The sequence below is a fragment of the Clostridium tyrobutyricum DSM 2637 = ATCC 25755 = JCM 11008 genome, from assembly GCF_000359585.1.
Taxonomy (GTDB): Bacteria; Bacillota; Clostridia; order Clostridiales; family Clostridiaceae; genus Clostridium_B; species Clostridium_B tyrobutyricum.
Genome location: NZ_APMH01000047.1, coordinates 1 through 14,940, shown reverse-complemented (window position 1 = coordinate 14,940; position 14,940 = coordinate 1). Strand labels below are relative to the sequence as shown.

Sequence of the window (14,940 nt, the reverse complement as noted above, 5' to 3'; positions counted from 1 at the left end):
TTGAGATTGAAAAATAAAGTTAGTTAGTAAAGTGATATCAATGGTTAACAGGTTTTTAACTTTATATTGTGAAAGCAATAAACAGTTAATCAGACCTATAAATATAATTAATTGTCAAAACATTCCTTTTTATGTTTACGTAACGGTAGACATGAGAGGAGTGTTTTTTTTATGAGAAGAAAGAAGCAGACCAGTTTATTAATTGATGATGTTTTAGAAGATTTTATAAATTCCTGTATAGATAGGGATTTACGTATAAAAACAATAGAGTACTATGAGTCGACCTTGAAGCTATTTTGCAGATATATAGAAGATGTTTTTAAAGTTACGGATATTAAATTCATAACAAAAACTATGTGCAAGGATTATGTAATATACACGAAAGAGAGGGGAAAATATACCTTTGTATCTGATAGTATAAAAGCTGAAACCAATATACCAAAAAATAGAAATGATTATGGGAAGAAAGTTGGAGTTGCTACTTTAAATAACTATATTAGAAATTTAAAAGTGTTCTTTAATTATTTGGTAGATAAAAAAGTTATAAAAGTTAGTCCTATGGATGGTATAAAAATGTTCAAGAATAATAGAATACCGAAATCACAGATAACAACGGAAGAATATAACAGGCTAATTCGCTATCTTGACACTACAAAATTTCACGAATTTAGGGACTACACGATAATTCAGCTTTTAATGGATACAGGAATGAGGATAGGAGAATGTCTGGCACTAAAAGTAGATGATATAGATTTGAATTACAGGTCGATACTACTTAGACAGGAGATAACGAAAGGCAGAAAAGACCGATATGTTTTTTACAGTTATATTATGTCAAAGATGTTGAAAAGATGGTTGCAATATAAGGACAGATATGTAGAAACAGACTTACTATTTTGTACAAAAGGTCACAATCAGTTAGCAATATCCAATTTTGAAAGTAATTTTCAGAAGTACGTAAAAAGAGCAAAAATAGACAAGCATATAACAGCTCATGTACTGAGAAACAACTATGCTAGACGTTTTCTATTGGCAGGAGGTTCGATATTTGAGTTAAGTAAATTATTAGGTCATAGTTCAGTATTGGTCACTGAAAAGGCATACGCAGATATAACAGTGGAGGATATAAGAAAGAACTACCAGAGGTACAGTCCGCTTGAAAATATGAATAAACAAAGACACTAGAAAGATATGTATAAAGGAGGTCTGCTTATACGGAAATAGTAAATAACGGTTTTGGTTGGACAATGGGAATTGAAAAAGTAGACCAGAACACAAGACAGATATTAAAAGATATTGATATAGTGAAGCAACTAAACAAATTCATTATAGATAGTAATTTTAAGTTAAAAGCAAGTTGCAGAGTATTTACTGTTTTAGGTATAGATATGGAAAGCAATCAGATTTTATTACAGGAGGTAACTGTATTATGAAATATACTAATGTCAAGGCACTGAAATGGCAGATACAACGTGAATGTATCAGATAAAGATTTACAGATACATAGAAAAGCACTACAAGAACTGAAAAAGCACTATACAAAGAAATAACCACTCTTCTGACAGAGTGGCTAAAACTTAATATCCATGATAGACCTTACAAAAACCTATCAATGAAATATATAAATCACAGTAACACTATTATATTTCAAAAAATGGGAATTGTCAAAAGGTTTATTTCCTATACTTAAAAATAGGTCGGTTGTCTAAGCACTAGAGCAACGGTAAAAGTATCTAGTAGGTCAGTTGAGCCACAGCATAAAATCAACTACTGTCAATAAATATGTACTCCCCTCTTTACGTAGACAGTGAAAGGCGTGGACAGCCATTATAAAAGGTTCGGTAAGGTTATCTGGTGCGTATTCGCAGGTGGGTATTAACAGGCTTTACAGGCACATACAGGACAGATTTTGTATGTCAAGTTAATATTGCAGTTAGCAGTAAACAAGAGGGGTATTGAAGGGCATAGCAAGGCTTTATACAGATTTTTACAATAGTTTATCTACTTATGTAACGTTTTTATCGTTATACAGGTAGGTAAACTATGCTCAGAAACAAAAGCAGACATTACCAGATTTTAAAGTAGAAGAGTGAAGAAGTCAACTTCTGCGGATATAAAGGAGAGTAACCTGTAGAGTAACCGTATATCAGAATAGTGTACGTTAAGTGTCGTTAATAAGGGGGTAACTCATAGTGTAACCTGTAGTGTACCGTAAAGAGGTATGAGTGTCGGCTAATGACTGTATAAACAGTACAGACAGGTTTTAACGGTAAAAGAATACAGTAAGTCTGCCGTATTTGTAAAGTATCTGAGAACCCGCTACTATCTGTCATTAACGTAAACCCTATCAGTAATAACGGTTGACAATACTTGTACTGTCACTATCTGCTATATACTGGGACAAATAAGTACCCACTATTATATATGACAGTTATTAACAGTACACCCGACATCTAACAGTTAGTTACAGACAACTTCGCTAAATCATCATTTAACGAACTTACAGGGTAGCGGGTAACTCTGCTTAAACCCTGTAATGTCAGTGCTTACCGCTATATTATAAAGATTGTATTCAGTGTTCTTCCAGTAATCTACTCTTCATAATTGGAATATCTGGCAGTATATTACAGATACAATCTTTGTATTAGCGGGGTAGGTCTTACAACAACGGACAGGTCTGTTAAACAATAGGGTAGGTCTTACAATAACGGGTATGTCTGTTAATAACTAGGGATATCTCACAATAAATGGTAGAGGATATATCTGCCAGTACTGTAGTACTTACCGCTATACTCCCACCGATACTGCTGTTAACTATTGTAATGATACTGTATAGCTGTATGTGTCTGTTCCTCTGTGTGTCACTGTCTTACTCTACTGTTATATACTACCAAGTATACCATTATGTCTACTGAAATTACTTTATTTATTTATTATTATTTTATTTTATTAAAACTGTTAATAACTGTTATACATACCGTCAATTATAGAAATTTATCAGAAATTAACAGTAATGAAAGATGGTGGCAACGGTGGAAGGGGGCGGAGCTAGACAGGGAACTCTTGTACATAACGAATATACAACGATTTTTAACTTTTGGGGTAACAGTCTAACAGCTAAACCGATACTAACAGCTAAACCGATACTAACAGCTCTCAACGTCACTCTTACATACACTCAACACATATACGGTTAGAAGCTGATAGGGTACAGAAGGGGTACTGGTCTATTTCTGCACTCAAAAGTCTATTACAAAAATTTCTGATTTACTTTTAATTTACGGTTACAAATAGTTATAGACGATATACTGGCAGAAGTTTTAATATTATTGCCTTTTTGTGTTAAGTTGAGCGTTAGCTCCGAGCCTTGGCGAGTCTATCGGTTATACTGTCTTCCTGTCTCCATCGCTTACGTCTTTTATTTCACTTGTCCATTTTTTGTATATTTCTTTTAAGGGTTAATAAACCCTACAGCCACGCCGTTTATAGAGGTTTTTTAAGGGGTCAAATTCTTAACTTCAAAGGCGAGTTCGGGGTCAAATATTTAACTTCAAATCTTTACAAATAAAAAAAGAGAGAAGCAATCACCGTTTTTAGGCAACTACTTCTCTTTCTTCTTTATGTTTCCAGTAATGTTCGATATTTTCCAGATGTGACACCCATTCTAAATTTTCGATACTGTTATCACTCTTGTCAAGATTTTTATGATTTATTTCTGGCAAGTTATTCGGATTGAACAAAAAAGCCTCAGCGACTATTCTGTGAATATAATATGACTTGTCCTTTAAATCTACTTTAAAATATCCTCCACTGTTTTCATAGGGACTTAAAAATCTATTTGACCTGTACGAATAAATCTGACCACTGGTATTCACAGCATAAGACCCCTTGTATCCTTTAACCCATCTTTCTCCTTCTTGCAATTCTCTCGTAGGTACCACAGATTTCACAGGAGCTACTTTTTTTCTATATTCTGTAAAATCTGCTCCATTCTCATATTCCCGTAAAAACTTTTCTATCTTTGAGAGAACTGGTGTACTGGCAAATCTCTTTTCATGTAGAATACGATTTAAAGTTTCTCTCGGTAATCCTATTATTTCCGCTAGTTTTGTTTGATTGAAATTCTCGGTACTTACTATTTCTGTAAATTTATCTGTTATACTTTCCATTTTAACATCCTCCTAATATTTTCCTTATTACCCTCTATATGGAGCAGAGAGCCATTTTAAGCGACTTTACTGTTTAGACATATAAATATACCTCAAAACAGAATAAAGCTGTTAGAGAAGCTCTACAGCTCTTATCTTTCCCCATTAAGGTATTCTTGTAGCAATTCTCTCATTCTCGAACTAGGGATATATATATTTATAGACTTTCCTTCACGTATAGCTGACCTCCATACCCATTGAAGCATTGAAGCGAGTGCAAATTCTTCTTCGTTTATCTCAATACCATAATCACGGAAGAACTGCTTAATCTGTGGCTGTACAAAAATATTACAACAATATGCTAGCGTATCTCTTTCACGGTACAGGTTAGTAGCTTTACTGTTAGAAGCCAGAAAGCCTTTCGTATATCCTTTACCTTTCAACTTGTCTTTACTATCCACAGGGCAAGTCCATAGTATTCTATCTGAGCTTACATTGTGGAGGTTACGAAAATAGTTATATAGGTTTTTCTGTAATATTTTCTGTGGCTGACTACTTGATTTTCTCCACTTTTCAAACTGTGAGAAGCTCAGAGCCGTAGATTTTTTTCCAATACTGTTATAGTCACCCTCATAAATGTTAATAAGGTCTTTCAATTCCTCAACGTTATCTTTCTCTATATAGTCTACTAATGTAAACTCTCCGCCAATCTTTCTCACAGACTTATATACATATGACACTGAGTTTAGGTCAAAATAGGCTCTTTCGTAACTTCCAGAAAAACGATATGTCAGTATTGTCACAGATTTCATAGCCTTGAAGATATTGACAGGGAAGAGCCACAACAACAAACTTCCATTATAAAAATAGACGTTTTCCATAGCACAGGTTTCTTTCAGCTCCTTAAATTTTCCAGTGTATTCATTGTCTACCCATTCAACTTGATTTCTGGAATTTACTTTTATCTTTTCAGTATCAAACAACATTTGTAAGTCTTTCGGTGAAATTTTGACCTGTTCAATTACTGTATTTTCTTCATCTATAACTAACGAATAATTATTAGCTGACAATAACTCTAAAACTTCACTGTCAAATCTCTTAAACAGTGAATGTGTAGTTGCTATATTTCTTCCTTCTACCAGATATTTTTTCAGAGCTTCAAGTTTGAGTCCTTTCTGTTTTGAAATCTCGACAAAATTCTTTTCTGGAACATTTTCAGCCATTCTTTCACACTCGGTCTTAAAAGGTGTTACATAAATAAACCTATCAGTGGTGGAAGCTTTTATTTTATTTATAATGTAAGAAGTCTTACCTGTTCCCATTTTTGAGTCAATAATAAGTATATCTTCCATTATGCTGTAACCTCTAATGTATAGACAGTTCCTTCAAGTTTATCCAGAACTGCTAATCCCTTAAAATTAACTTTTTTCATAGCCAGATGAACATTTCTGTAAGATGTACCCGTTATAGTCGCCATATTTTTCTTACTGATAACCACCGAGCCACCTTCTGAAATTGCATAACAAATTAATCTCAGCTCGAATACTGGTAAAGTAGTCGCCTTTCCTAATATACTTTCGATTTGTTCTCTGCTTAATTCTAAATTTTTACTGCTTCTCATTTTTATCAATCTCCCTTATTTTTAATTTTGAAGAAGCTTCTACTCCTTCTCTTTATATGTCAGCTCAGAGGGTAAAAAACAACCTCATTTCTGAATATTTTTATATTAAATTTCAAGTATTTTTACTCAAGGTTTTTATAGTCTAGCACTTCCGAAGTGCTAAGCACCCTCGATAAACGGCGTGGTTGAGCCATTTAAAAATCATTTTGTTAAAGAAAAAGTCATTAAAAATCAAGTAATAAACAGATGTATATACGGTTAGTAAAAAGTTATTATTTCAGATAGAAAATCAGTAAGAAAAGAAGGTAAATAAAAGACAGAAGCCGTAGGCTGATGTCCAGAGCGTAGCGAATGAATAACGGAAGTAACAGTAACCAATATATCTCAATCGCCTACGGCTCATTCGAGAGCTAAAGCTCAACATAAGAACTACAAAAATACTAGAGATATAAAAGAGGTTACAAAAATGGCAATAGTATCAATCTGCCAATATCTCAGAAGTAACCATCATTACCATTTTGTATACGTATATCATCAGTATATCCAGTTATATTTGTAAAGAAAGACTTGAACTGTAAGCCAACGTATAAATAGCAGAGTCCCAGTCCGTTGAAACTGCTTATTTTAAATAGAAGGTTGTTTCCACATAGCTGACCTCCATTATATAGTGAGGGAGTAGAAGCAGTTCTTCTTCCGTAAAAAATAATTATATAAGGAGAGAAATAAATGGCAGGAGATAACCCTAATATCAAGGTCACAGCCGATACTTCTCAAGCGACAAGTGCTTTAGACAAGTTTGCAGGTAAAATGTCGGAAGTTAGCAAAAAGATAAATTCATTTTCAAAAAGTATGCAGAATAGCGGAAAGAAAATACAAGATGTCGGAGATAAGATGTTTTCGTTCGGTGCTAAAGTATCGGCGAGTATTTCACTCCCATTGTTAGGCGTAGCGAAGAGCGTTATTACTGTGGGAAGTGAGTATCAGAGTTTGGAGTCCACGATGTCGACTGTTTACGGCAAGATGGAGGGTGCGGTTGACTCTTATACATCTAAATTTAGTAAATCTGTGGGTTTTCAGGACACACTTGTCAAACAGGCAATGTTTTCAGTTTATCGTCAGCAAAAGGCACTAGGGGCGAGTTCTGAGGAAGCCTTGAAGTACAGTGAAGCTATAACGCCCGTTTTAACCGACCTCAGTGCAATGTACAATATACCCCTAGATGAAACTTTTAACAGGTTTACAAGTGCTGTTAGTGGAAATTATGAAGCACTAGACAGTCTTGGACTTAATATGTCAGATACTTATTTAAAATCATTAATGGTAAGTAAAGGATTAAAGGGGAATGTAAGTGACTTAGACGCAACTACCCGTGCAAATCTTATCGCAGAGGGTGCAATGAAGCAGGGTGCTCATGCGAGGGGACAGGCTTCCAAGGAGTCTGAGCAATTCTCTGTAAAACTACAGAATTTAAAACAGGATTTGACTGAATTAGCAGAAAAATACTATTCAGCTGTAGAACCTGCTGTTATAAAACTAGTAGACTACGCTTCTAAACTTGTAGACTGGTTCGGAAAACTCAGTCCTAAGACAAAGGAAATAATTGGAGTTATGGTGGGCGTAGGAATAGTTCTAGCACCTATAATTATGATACTCGGTGGTCTTGCAATGTCAATCGGGGCAATTATATCTGTAGCAGGAATACTGTTCGGCGTATTATTTTCATGGATAGGCTTATTTATCTTAATCGGTATTGCCATAGGAGTCTTCGCATACGAAGTCGTCAAGCATTGGGATGATATCAAGAAGAAAACAGGAGAAATCTGGCAGGCTGTCAAGGATAAGATTTCAAGTGTTGTAGATGGTATTAAGGATAAATTTAAAGCAGGTGTTGACAGAATTAAAGATACTATAAATAACATGAAAACAGCTTGGAACAACGGAGTTAATAGCATAAAACAGACAGCTTCCAGTATTCTATCGGCAATAACATCACCGTTCAAAAAAGCATGGAATGTTATTAAAGGAGTTTACAACAAAATTAAGTCTGGATTTAAAAGTGCCTTTGACTTTCAGCTGCCACATATCAAACTTCCACATTTTTCTATTGATGGAAAGTTTAGTCTGAACCCTCCGCAGATACCAAAAATTGGAGTTTCATGGAACGCTAAAGGTGGTGTTTTTACAGAACCAACCGTATTACAGGGTGTCGGAGAAGCAGGTGACGAAGCTGTATTACCTTTGAAGAGGAACGTATTAGCAGGTATAGGAAAAGGTATTGCACAGAGTATGCCGTCTGGAACTGTGAACAAGGGAAAAGATGTTACCATAGAAAATACGTATAATATTAGTGCTGTCATAAGAGAGGAAGCTGATATTACCAGATTAGCTACTAGGATTACAGAACTACAAGAAAAATTGAACAGAGCAAAAGGAACTTTCGAGTTTTAGTAATTACGGGGTTGTAAAAACGCCCCACAGCTTGACTATATAGAGAAGAAGTGCTGTATCCTCAACAGTGCTTCTTTAATATCTCTTTTTAGGAGAAACCCTTCTGAATATAAAGAAAAGAGAATTACAAGGATAACAGGGTACTAAAAAATACACCTAACCTTGTGACTCTCTTTTTTTACATAAGAACATTAAAAATTTAATATCTTAAGGAGGTTTGCAATGTTTGTAGGTGACATAAAAGAAAAATTGCTGATTTTTAAGGCAAGAACAGGACTGACACAAAATGAAATATGTGAAGAAATAGGAATAACGCCACAGAGATTTAGCACGGTGTTAAACAGTGAGAAGAGTTTTAGCGTAAAAACAGAAGAAGAAATCAGACTTATGTTTTTACGTTATAACTTTATGGAAGCACTGGATTTTAAAGGGGGATTATAGTAAATGAATAAAGTTTCACTGGACATCTATTATAGAAAAAACACAGAAGCTAGGGGAGTAACAGATGATACAAAAATTGTGAAGAAGTATAAAAAAAGGTTATCGGGAAAGACGTTAACCGAAACAGATGAAGAGTTCTGGGAGTATATACTGATACTACTAAAAACCTCGGGAGAGTATACGCCAAAGGAAAGAAATCAGATTGTTGAAGATATCACAGAATATTACTATTTTCAAACTGGAATTACTATCAGAGCTGAGATGTTATCAGCTTTAGCAGATTTTCTCTTATCAGATACGTTAAGTGACACAAAATCTAACAAAGTGAGAAAGGCAGAATTTCCCATACTGGGTTTTGGACAACTAGACAGAAGAAGGAGTAAAGAAAAGCCAATGGATGAAGTTAAGATAGATTATTTTGCTAGTAAACGTGAATATAAAATCGCTACTAAGAAATTCGCAGGTGAGCAAGTAAAACAGAAAGGAGAAAATAATTGATAAATCAGAAAAACCTATATATTTTAGATAACAGAAAAACCACTATAGGAATAATCAGTAATAATATGTCTGGAACTTTACCCTTCTATGATGACATACAGACACGAGATTTAGACGACTACACGAATAGCTTGACTTTCAGTGTTCCTGCTAATCACACAGACGCACATCTGATTATCGCAGGGGGTTACGTCTTATACCCAAGTGCAGACGATGAATTTCAGCTATTTAAGATTATGAGTACCACTGAAAGTCACGCAGAGGGCAAGTATTCAAAAAAGATTTACTGTGAGATTTCAGCACAGGATGACTTGATTAAAGATGTTGTCAGACCTACTTCATTTAGTTCTGCAAGTCTTAAAGACGTGTTGACTTCTGTTCTTGCAGGTTCTGACTGGGAAGTCGGTAATGTCGAGGATTTCGGTGTTAAGGATTATAAGATAGATGATTACCCTACTAAATTAAAGGCTGTTATTGACGCTGTAGCAGAATATGGCGGAGAGCTTAACTTTGAGTATAGTATGCTGAAAAGCTCTGTTACAATAAACAGTCAGAAGGTATCAGCGTATAAACAGCTAGGAACTGTTACTAATAAGTTATTTACGTACGGTATAGATATTGAAGGAGTAGAAAGAACAGAAGACGTGTCCAAACTAATAACCGCAGTTGTAGTAGTAGGTAAGTCAGACAGTGATAGTACACCTATTACAATAGCAAATATTCCTGTGTCTCAGTTAGGAGACTTACCAGAAGGATATGAGAAGCCAACAGCAGGTGACTGGGTAGGCTCTCAAACAGCAGTTCAGAATTATAGTCCTACAGGTAAACATATATTTGGAGTGTATAAAGACAATGAAGCTCGTTCTCCTGCTGAGCTGTTCGCCAATGCCCTAGGCGTATTAAAACAGTATAGCCGACCTCAGATGACTTATAAAGTGTCTGTAGCTCTGTTATCAGAGCTAGCAGGATATGAAGTTCAAAAAGTTGCTATCGGAGATACTATAGTGGTTCAAGATGTTACCCTTAATCCTGCTCTATATGTATCAGCAAGAATAAGACAGTTTAACAGGTCAATATCTGACCCTACTCAAAGCTCGGTAGAACTGGGCGACTATATTCCTATTGTACCCTCTATAAATCAGACAGTACAGCAATTACAGTCTACTATCCGTGATAAGGAGGAAACATGGGACACAGCTAAGACACAAGCAGAAGACGCTATTGACGCTGCTAACCGAGCTGAACAGTCAGCAAGTGAAGCAGGTGCAAAAGCAGATGAAGCACAGAATACGGCAGAGTCAGCTCAAAGTACGGCTACTACAGCACAGAATACAGCTGATACAGCCTTAGATGGCGTAGGAAACTTAGATACCAGAGTTACTACTGTAGAGCAGAAAGTCACTGATGAAGCTATTGTGAGTACTGTTAGAACTAGCACTGAATATACAAACGACCTAGGAGAAAAGGTGTCAGAGGAACAGGCTTCCCAGATAGCTCAATCAGCAGAAAATGTAAAAATTGGATTTAATGATATTTCAGACAAGGTTGTAATTGACAATGAAGGACTTACTATAAATGACGGTGGATTAACTATAAAGAATAACGCAGGGTCAAACGTACTCACAGCAGACTCTACGGGTAATCTTGTTATGAGTGGAAAACTTACAGCAGGAGAGGATGATAGGCTTGAACTGGATAACGGTGTATTGAAGTTTTATAGGGGTGGAGTGTTCTTCCAGTCTATAACAGCAAATCAGTACCCTCCTAGATATTATTTGTCAAATTTCAAAGAGAGTCCAACAGGTAGTCTTTACAGTGTTGACAATTATAGTAAGGGATTAAGTTTTATAGGAAAAATAGTAACTCAGTGGTTTAGGTTAGCAATACCGTCACAATTACCTATTGGGACAGTTGCTTCCTTTAACGGCTTGATAATAGATGATTATGCGGAGAAACAGATGTTAGGCGTAGGGGCAGTAATAGCTACTACAATGGCACAAGAGTTGTCTGCTTCAATAGTTAACTGGTCATTTTCTGGTTTACCTTCAAGTGTATACAGTGTCGACCTAAGACTCAGAAATATTACACAAACTACACAACCTGCAAGAACTGTAGATGTTTGCGTGATACTTTTAGGAAGTAATTAAAATAAAAAAGGAGATTGATAAAAATGGATATACAGAAAAGAGAAGAATATATTTACAATTTTGAAGTATCAGACATAATCACAGGTCAGAAAGCTTTATGTAGTTTACAGGCGAAGGTACAGAATGGAAAAGTGGTTCTCTACGTTTGTGGACAGCCTTATGAAGAAATAAAAGATACTCTAAATCCACAGGTAGAAACAGCCTGTCAAGAGTTCTTAGCAGAATTACAGAGGGAGCTAGGAGAATAATGTATACAAGTAGAGAGCTCGTGAATAAATTGTTATGGCTAAAACGTGAAGGATTTGACGTTGAGTATGCGGAAGAGGTGTTCAGCAATTATAGTAAGTACGGAATTGAGACTTTAACCGCTTGTAGCTTCTCATTAACACAGTACGCAGGATTTAACTTAGGAACGCAGATGGCTACATTAGATTTCATGGAAAATCTGGACAGGCAGAAGGAGTACAGAGATTACTTTACACAGAATTTTGAAGATTGTATTGCAGATTTATATATTACTCTTCTGGAGGATTTACAGCATAGAGGAGAGTTGGAACAGTTTCATACAGATACTGAGTTCGTTGTGGCTTTTTCTAAAGCAGTAGAATACTTTTATAATAATTTGTAAATAAAGGGTTGTTTTACGTCTTTAATCACGACTTATAGGATGAAGAGGACTATTTCTCCTGCCAGAGTAGTTCTCTCCTTTTATTTAAGCAGTTAGTACACATTTGAAATATAAAAAATATACAGGGGGTCACATATTGATACAGATAAAATTCAGTGCTTCTTTAATAGAGGTTTTACCGATATATCTAGGAACTACGTGGAATGAACTTTTAAAAAAGACAAACTTTAATTATTCGAGAGCTACACTTTATCATATTTTACAGGGTAGAGCTGACATAACGTTAGATTTGAATACTGAGTTTAACAGAGTGTTTACAGATGTACTGAAATTAGACAGTACAGATTTACAAAATTTATATAAGTTAATTGAAGTTACGAATACAGGGAAAATCAAGTATAAGAAATTCAATGGAGGTATGTAATGTATAGTAAAGCTGAAATAGATGTAATAAAAAAGTTAATTGAAGAGGGAAAAGCTTCTCCTAATATGATAACTGAGTACGGATATTTACTACAGGAAGAAGAAAAAGCAAATAAAACAGGCGAAGGAGTTGAAATCAATGAGTAATATAAAATTAAAGAATGGCAAAACAAAAATATTAGATATGTCAAAGGTAGAGAGCTTCATGGATAACTATAGGAAAACCGTAGGAGATGTAGAGTCTAACGTTAAGGAACTGAATGACTCACTTTATAAAGAGAAAGTAAACCGTAGGCAACTTCTGGAAAAATCTATACTAACGGCAGGAAACGAATATCGCAGTCCCATTGCTGAGTCAGAAGCTAAGATTGCCAATTATGAAGAAATGTTATATAGTAATAAACAGAAACTCGCAGAATACCAGAATATACTTAAAGGTTCAGATACGTTCAGAACCGTTCTAAGCGACTTTAAAGAACAGTCAGTACAGGACATTCAGAAGTATTTAGACACAGACGAGAGAGCCTTATATGAGGAAATGGCAGAACTGCGTAACAGATATGAAGAAATAATTGGAGAACTAAACAATAAAAGAAAAGAAATCGCAAATCACCTATTCAAGTTTAACAGTATTTGTAAGAAATACGGATATACTAATTTTGAGGTCGGTACTAATTTTCACACAAACTTACAAACAGTGAACAAGCTATACCCAGATTGTGGAATTGTTTATCCTGCCATAAACGTAAATATCGACTCTAGTACCGTGACGAACAGATTTAAGTATGCAAGACAGGGAGTTGAGCGATTTATATAATGTTAGATGAAATAAAAAAATGTTCTGTTAATGAAGATGAAGACACAACCCTTGACACGTTATTAGAGGGCAAAGAAATAAAACTTGACGAGGAAACTGGACTTCCCGTAAAATCTGTAAAACACGGAAAATCCTCCCACTTCTCAGATTTGGAAGTATCATCAGTAATCCTTCCGTACATTTGTAACGATATCGCTATTTCTAACAGAGCCATAGAGGAAGCGACGGGACTAGACAGGCGAGTGATAGGGAGAGTCAGAAAAAGTCGTGTGTTCGTAAAATTGTTGGCTGAACATACGAATAGACAAATGGTTGAGGGCAGAAGTATAGCCGTTGAAAAGTTAGTGGATATCCTTAAGTCTGTGAAGTCGTCAGATAACAGTAAAATAAAATCTGCACAAGTTCTCTTACAGCACTCAGAGAAAATGGCGGAATTGGTGGCGGAGTCGTCAAAAAATAAGCCAGACATAAATGTAGAAGCGGTATTAAATGAACTGGATAAATTAAAGCAATAACAGAGAGAGCCTTACGGGGTTCTCTTCTTTTTTTCGTCTATAACTGAGTGACAGTATTTTCCAATATATTAAACTTTTTATTAATTTTTGTACATATCTGCTTTCTGCTGCTAAAACGCTATTCCAGATATTGTAAATAAGTAAAAGGAATGAGTTTCGGTACCCTGTTTTTGTCGTCTGAATATCAGTATATATATAAAAGCCTTATTGGACTGATTTTCATACCCAAAGCCAATCGAGCTACATACTGATATAACAGCTCTGACAATCTATAAAGGACTGAAATTCACTAACTATATATACTATATATAACTATTAAGCTTTATTATTCTTTAAAAGAGTAGACGAAAATGGAATAAAAAAAGTTAAAGAAATTTTGTATTCTCTGTCCCAATCCTACTTCTTTTCCTACATATAATACAGAGGTGACCGTATATGAAAGGAATAATATATGTAGCAGAGAATACCGTAAATGGTAAAAGATACGTAGGACAGACAAGGCGTACATTCGAATTAAGAAAGAAACAGCATAAAAGAGATATAGAAAGACTTGACCTTAAATTATATCGTGCTATACGTAAACATGGATGGGATAACTTTAACTGGGCGATTATTGTAGAAGGTATAGAGAATATTGACAGTCTTAACAGACTAGAGCAGTATTGGATAAAGGAGTTAGATACATTTAAGAATGGTTATAACAGTACCACAGGTGGAGAAGGGTATATCCTAAGTGATGAAGCTAAGATGAAAATATCGAAAGCACATAAAGGTTTGCACTGGTCAGAGGAGACAAAACGGAAGATGTCTGATAGTCAGAGAGGTAGAAAGAACCCTAATTGGAAAAAGTTTGGAATGGACAACCCTTTGAGTAAGTGTATCTTACAGTTAGACAGGTCGACAAAAGAAGTTCTTGCAGAGTTTGCAGGTGCCAGAGAAGCAGAGAGAATAACAGGTATAAATCACAGTAATATATCACAGGCTTGTCAAGGTAATAGAAAAGTAGTTGGAGGTTACTACTGGAAGTATAAGGAAGAGGAAAGAGAAGAAAGAGAAGAGATAGCTGTATAAGAATGTAAATATTTATTGTGTTATTGCTGAATTTATTGTATACTTAAAGCAAATTAAGAAGTGAATATAAACCGTTAAACATAAAAATAAATGTAGATAATTGTAATCTGTATAATACCCTCTAAACCGTTGATATAACTTACATAACGACTACAAATTCAGAATTTATAGCTATGGTTGCAG

Annotated in this window: 16 protein-coding genes; 13 read left to right on the top strand and 3 right to left on the bottom strand. The window is 35.1% G+C overall.

All coding sequences use genetic code 11. The features are described 5' to 3' along the window. Nucleotides 1–171: 171 nt before the first annotated feature. Nucleotides 172–1,185, top strand: a complete 1,014-nt coding sequence (locus J418_RS0114790; protein ID WP_017895997.1) for a tyrosine-type recombinase/integrase — start codon at nucleotides 172–174, stop codon at nucleotides 1,183–1,185. 62 nt (nucleotides 1,186–1,247) lie between these two features. Beyond that, on the top strand, nucleotides 1,248–1,433 hold the full coding sequence (locus tag J418_RS0114785) for a hypothetical protein (RefSeq protein ID WP_017895996.1): 186 nt from the start codon (nucleotides 1,248–1,250) through the stop codon (nucleotides 1,431–1,433). 2,160 nt (nucleotides 1,434–3,593) lie between these two features. Here J418_RS0114785 and J418_RS15965 read toward each other — a convergent pair. From J418_RS15965 to J418_RS0114765, 3 genes are all read right to left on the bottom strand, one after another. After that, nucleotides 3,594–4,169, bottom strand: coding sequence for an HNH endonuclease (locus J418_RS15965; protein WP_017895994.1), 576 nt, complete (start codon nucleotides 4,167–4,169; stop codon nucleotides 3,594–3,596). A gap of 131 nt (nucleotides 4,170–4,300) precedes the next feature. Continuing rightward, nucleotides 4,301–5,500 carry a DEAD/DEAH box helicase family protein gene (locus tag J418_RS0114770; protein ID WP_017895993.1) on the bottom strand — a complete coding sequence of 400 codons (1,200 nt, stop codon included), beginning with the start codon at nucleotides 5,498–5,500 and terminating at the stop codon, nucleotides 4,301–4,303. Then, nucleotides 5,500–5,769: a hypothetical protein gene (locus J418_RS0114765; protein WP_017895992.1), complete on the bottom strand. Its 270-nt coding sequence runs from the start codon at nucleotides 5,767–5,769 to the stop codon at nucleotides 5,500–5,502. The genes J418_RS0114770 and J418_RS0114765 overlap by 1 nt, the downstream gene beginning before the upstream one ends. Before the next feature lie 1,200 nt (nucleotides 5,770–6,969). Between J418_RS0114765 and J418_RS0114760 the strand changes: the two genes are divergently transcribed. From J418_RS0114760 to J418_RS15960, 11 genes are all read left to right on the top strand, one after another. Further along, nucleotides 6,970–8,217 carry a phage tail tape measure protein gene (locus J418_RS0114760; protein ID WP_152418614.1) on the top strand — a complete coding sequence of 416 codons (1,248 nt, stop codon included), beginning with the start codon at nucleotides 6,970–6,972 and terminating at the stop codon, nucleotides 8,215–8,217. Nucleotides 8,218–8,439: 222 nt separating this feature from the next. Further along, nucleotides 8,440–8,658: a hypothetical protein gene (locus tag J418_RS0114755; RefSeq protein ID WP_017895990.1), complete on the top strand. Its 219-nt coding sequence runs from the start codon at nucleotides 8,440–8,442 to the stop codon at nucleotides 8,656–8,658. 3 nt (nucleotides 8,659–8,661) lie between these two features. Next, complete coding sequence (locus J418_RS0114750; protein ID WP_017895989.1) at nucleotides 8,662–9,156, top strand: hypothetical protein; 495 nt, start codon at nucleotides 8,662–8,664, stop codon at nucleotides 9,154–9,156. Continuing rightward, the gene (locus tag J418_RS0114745; RefSeq protein WP_017895988.1) at nucleotides 9,153–11,303 is read left to right on the top strand and encodes a phage tail spike protein; all 2,151 of its coding nucleotides are present in this window, start codon (nucleotides 9,153–9,155) and stop codon (nucleotides 11,301–11,303) included. Before J418_RS0114750 ends, J418_RS0114745 begins: the two co-directional genes overlap by 4 nt. A 23-nt stretch (nucleotides 11,304–11,326) precedes the next feature. Continuing rightward, entirely contained in the window at nucleotides 11,327–11,551 is a 225-nt protein-coding gene (locus J418_RS0114740) for a hypothetical protein (RefSeq protein WP_017895987.1), read from the top strand. Then, on the top strand, nucleotides 11,551–11,931 hold the full coding sequence (locus J418_RS0114735) for a hypothetical protein (protein ID WP_017895986.1): 381 nt from the start codon (nucleotides 11,551–11,553) through the stop codon (nucleotides 11,929–11,931). Before J418_RS0114740 ends, J418_RS0114735 begins: the two co-directional genes overlap by 1 nt. A 136-nt stretch (nucleotides 11,932–12,067) precedes the next feature. Continuing rightward, a complete protein-coding gene (locus tag J418_RS0114730) occupies nucleotides 12,068–12,355 on the top strand; it encodes a hypothetical protein (RefSeq protein ID WP_017895985.1) in 288 nt (95 codons plus the stop codon). After that, nucleotides 12,355–12,501, top strand: a complete 147-nt coding sequence (locus J418_RS16495) for a hypothetical protein (RefSeq protein WP_017895984.1) — start codon at nucleotides 12,355–12,357, stop codon at nucleotides 12,499–12,501. Before J418_RS0114730 ends, J418_RS16495 begins: the two co-directional genes overlap by 1 nt. Beyond that, complete coding sequence (locus tag J418_RS0114720; RefSeq protein WP_017895983.1) at nucleotides 12,494–13,171, top strand: hypothetical protein; 678 nt, start codon at nucleotides 12,494–12,496, stop codon at nucleotides 13,169–13,171. The genes J418_RS16495 and J418_RS0114720 overlap by 8 nt, the downstream gene beginning before the upstream one ends. Then, nucleotides 13,171–13,686, top strand: a complete 516-nt coding sequence (locus J418_RS0114715; protein WP_017895982.1) for a hypothetical protein — start codon at nucleotides 13,171–13,173, stop codon at nucleotides 13,684–13,686. The genes J418_RS0114720 and J418_RS0114715 overlap by 1 nt, the downstream gene beginning before the upstream one ends. A gap of 435 nt (nucleotides 13,687–14,121) precedes the next feature. Then, entirely contained in the window at nucleotides 14,122–14,757 is a 636-nt protein-coding gene (locus tag J418_RS15960) for an NUMOD3 domain-containing DNA-binding protein (RefSeq protein WP_017895981.1), read from the top strand. Nucleotides 14,758–14,940 lie beyond the last annotated feature (183 nt).

Excerpts from the sequence above, each read along its gene's own strand:
- J418_RS0114715 (WP_017895982.1), top strand. The coding sequence starts at position 13,171 with ATGTTAGATGAAATAAAAAAATGTTCTGTTAATGAAGATGAAGACACA.
- J418_RS0114760 (WP_152418614.1), top strand. The coding sequence starts at position 6,970 with ATGTACAATATACCCCTAGATGAAACTTTTAACAGGTTTACAAGTGCT.
- J418_RS0114790 (WP_017895997.1), top strand. The coding sequence starts at position 172 with ATGAGAAGAAAGAAGCAGACCAGTTTATTAATTGATGATGTTTTAGAA.
- J418_RS0114750 (WP_017895989.1), top strand. The coding sequence starts at position 8,662 with ATGAATAAAGTTTCACTGGACATCTATTATAGAAAAAACACAGAAGCT.
- J418_RS0114770 (WP_017895993.1), bottom strand. The coding sequence starts at position 5,500 with ATGGAAGATATACTTATTATTGACTCAAAAATGGGAACAGGTAAGACT.
- J418_RS15965 (WP_017895994.1), bottom strand. The coding sequence starts at position 4,169 with ATGGAAAGTATAACAGATAAATTTACAGAAATAGTAAGTACCGAGAAT.
- J418_RS0114755 (WP_017895990.1), top strand. The coding sequence starts at position 8,440 with ATGTTTGTAGGTGACATAAAAGAAAAATTGCTGATTTTTAAGGCAAGA.
- J418_RS0114720 (WP_017895983.1), top strand. The coding sequence starts at position 12,494 with ATGAGTAATATAAAATTAAAGAATGGCAAAACAAAAATATTAGATATG.
- J418_RS15960 (WP_017895981.1), top strand. The coding sequence starts at position 14,122 with ATGAAAGGAATAATATATGTAGCAGAGAATACCGTAAATGGTAAAAGA.
- J418_RS0114785 (WP_017895996.1), top strand. The coding sequence starts at position 1,248 with ATGGGAATTGAAAAAGTAGACCAGAACACAAGACAGATATTAAAAGAT.
- J418_RS0114735 (WP_017895986.1), top strand. The coding sequence starts at position 11,551 with ATGTATACAAGTAGAGAGCTCGTGAATAAATTGTTATGGCTAAAACGT.
- J418_RS0114740 (WP_017895987.1), top strand. The coding sequence starts at position 11,327 with ATGGATATACAGAAAAGAGAAGAATATATTTACAATTTTGAAGTATCA.
- J418_RS16495 (WP_017895984.1), top strand. The coding sequence starts at position 12,355 with ATGTATAGTAAAGCTGAAATAGATGTAATAAAAAAGTTAATTGAAGAG.
- J418_RS0114765 (WP_017895992.1), bottom strand. The coding sequence starts at position 5,769 with ATGAGAAGCAGTAAAAATTTAGAATTAAGCAGAGAACAAATCGAAAGT.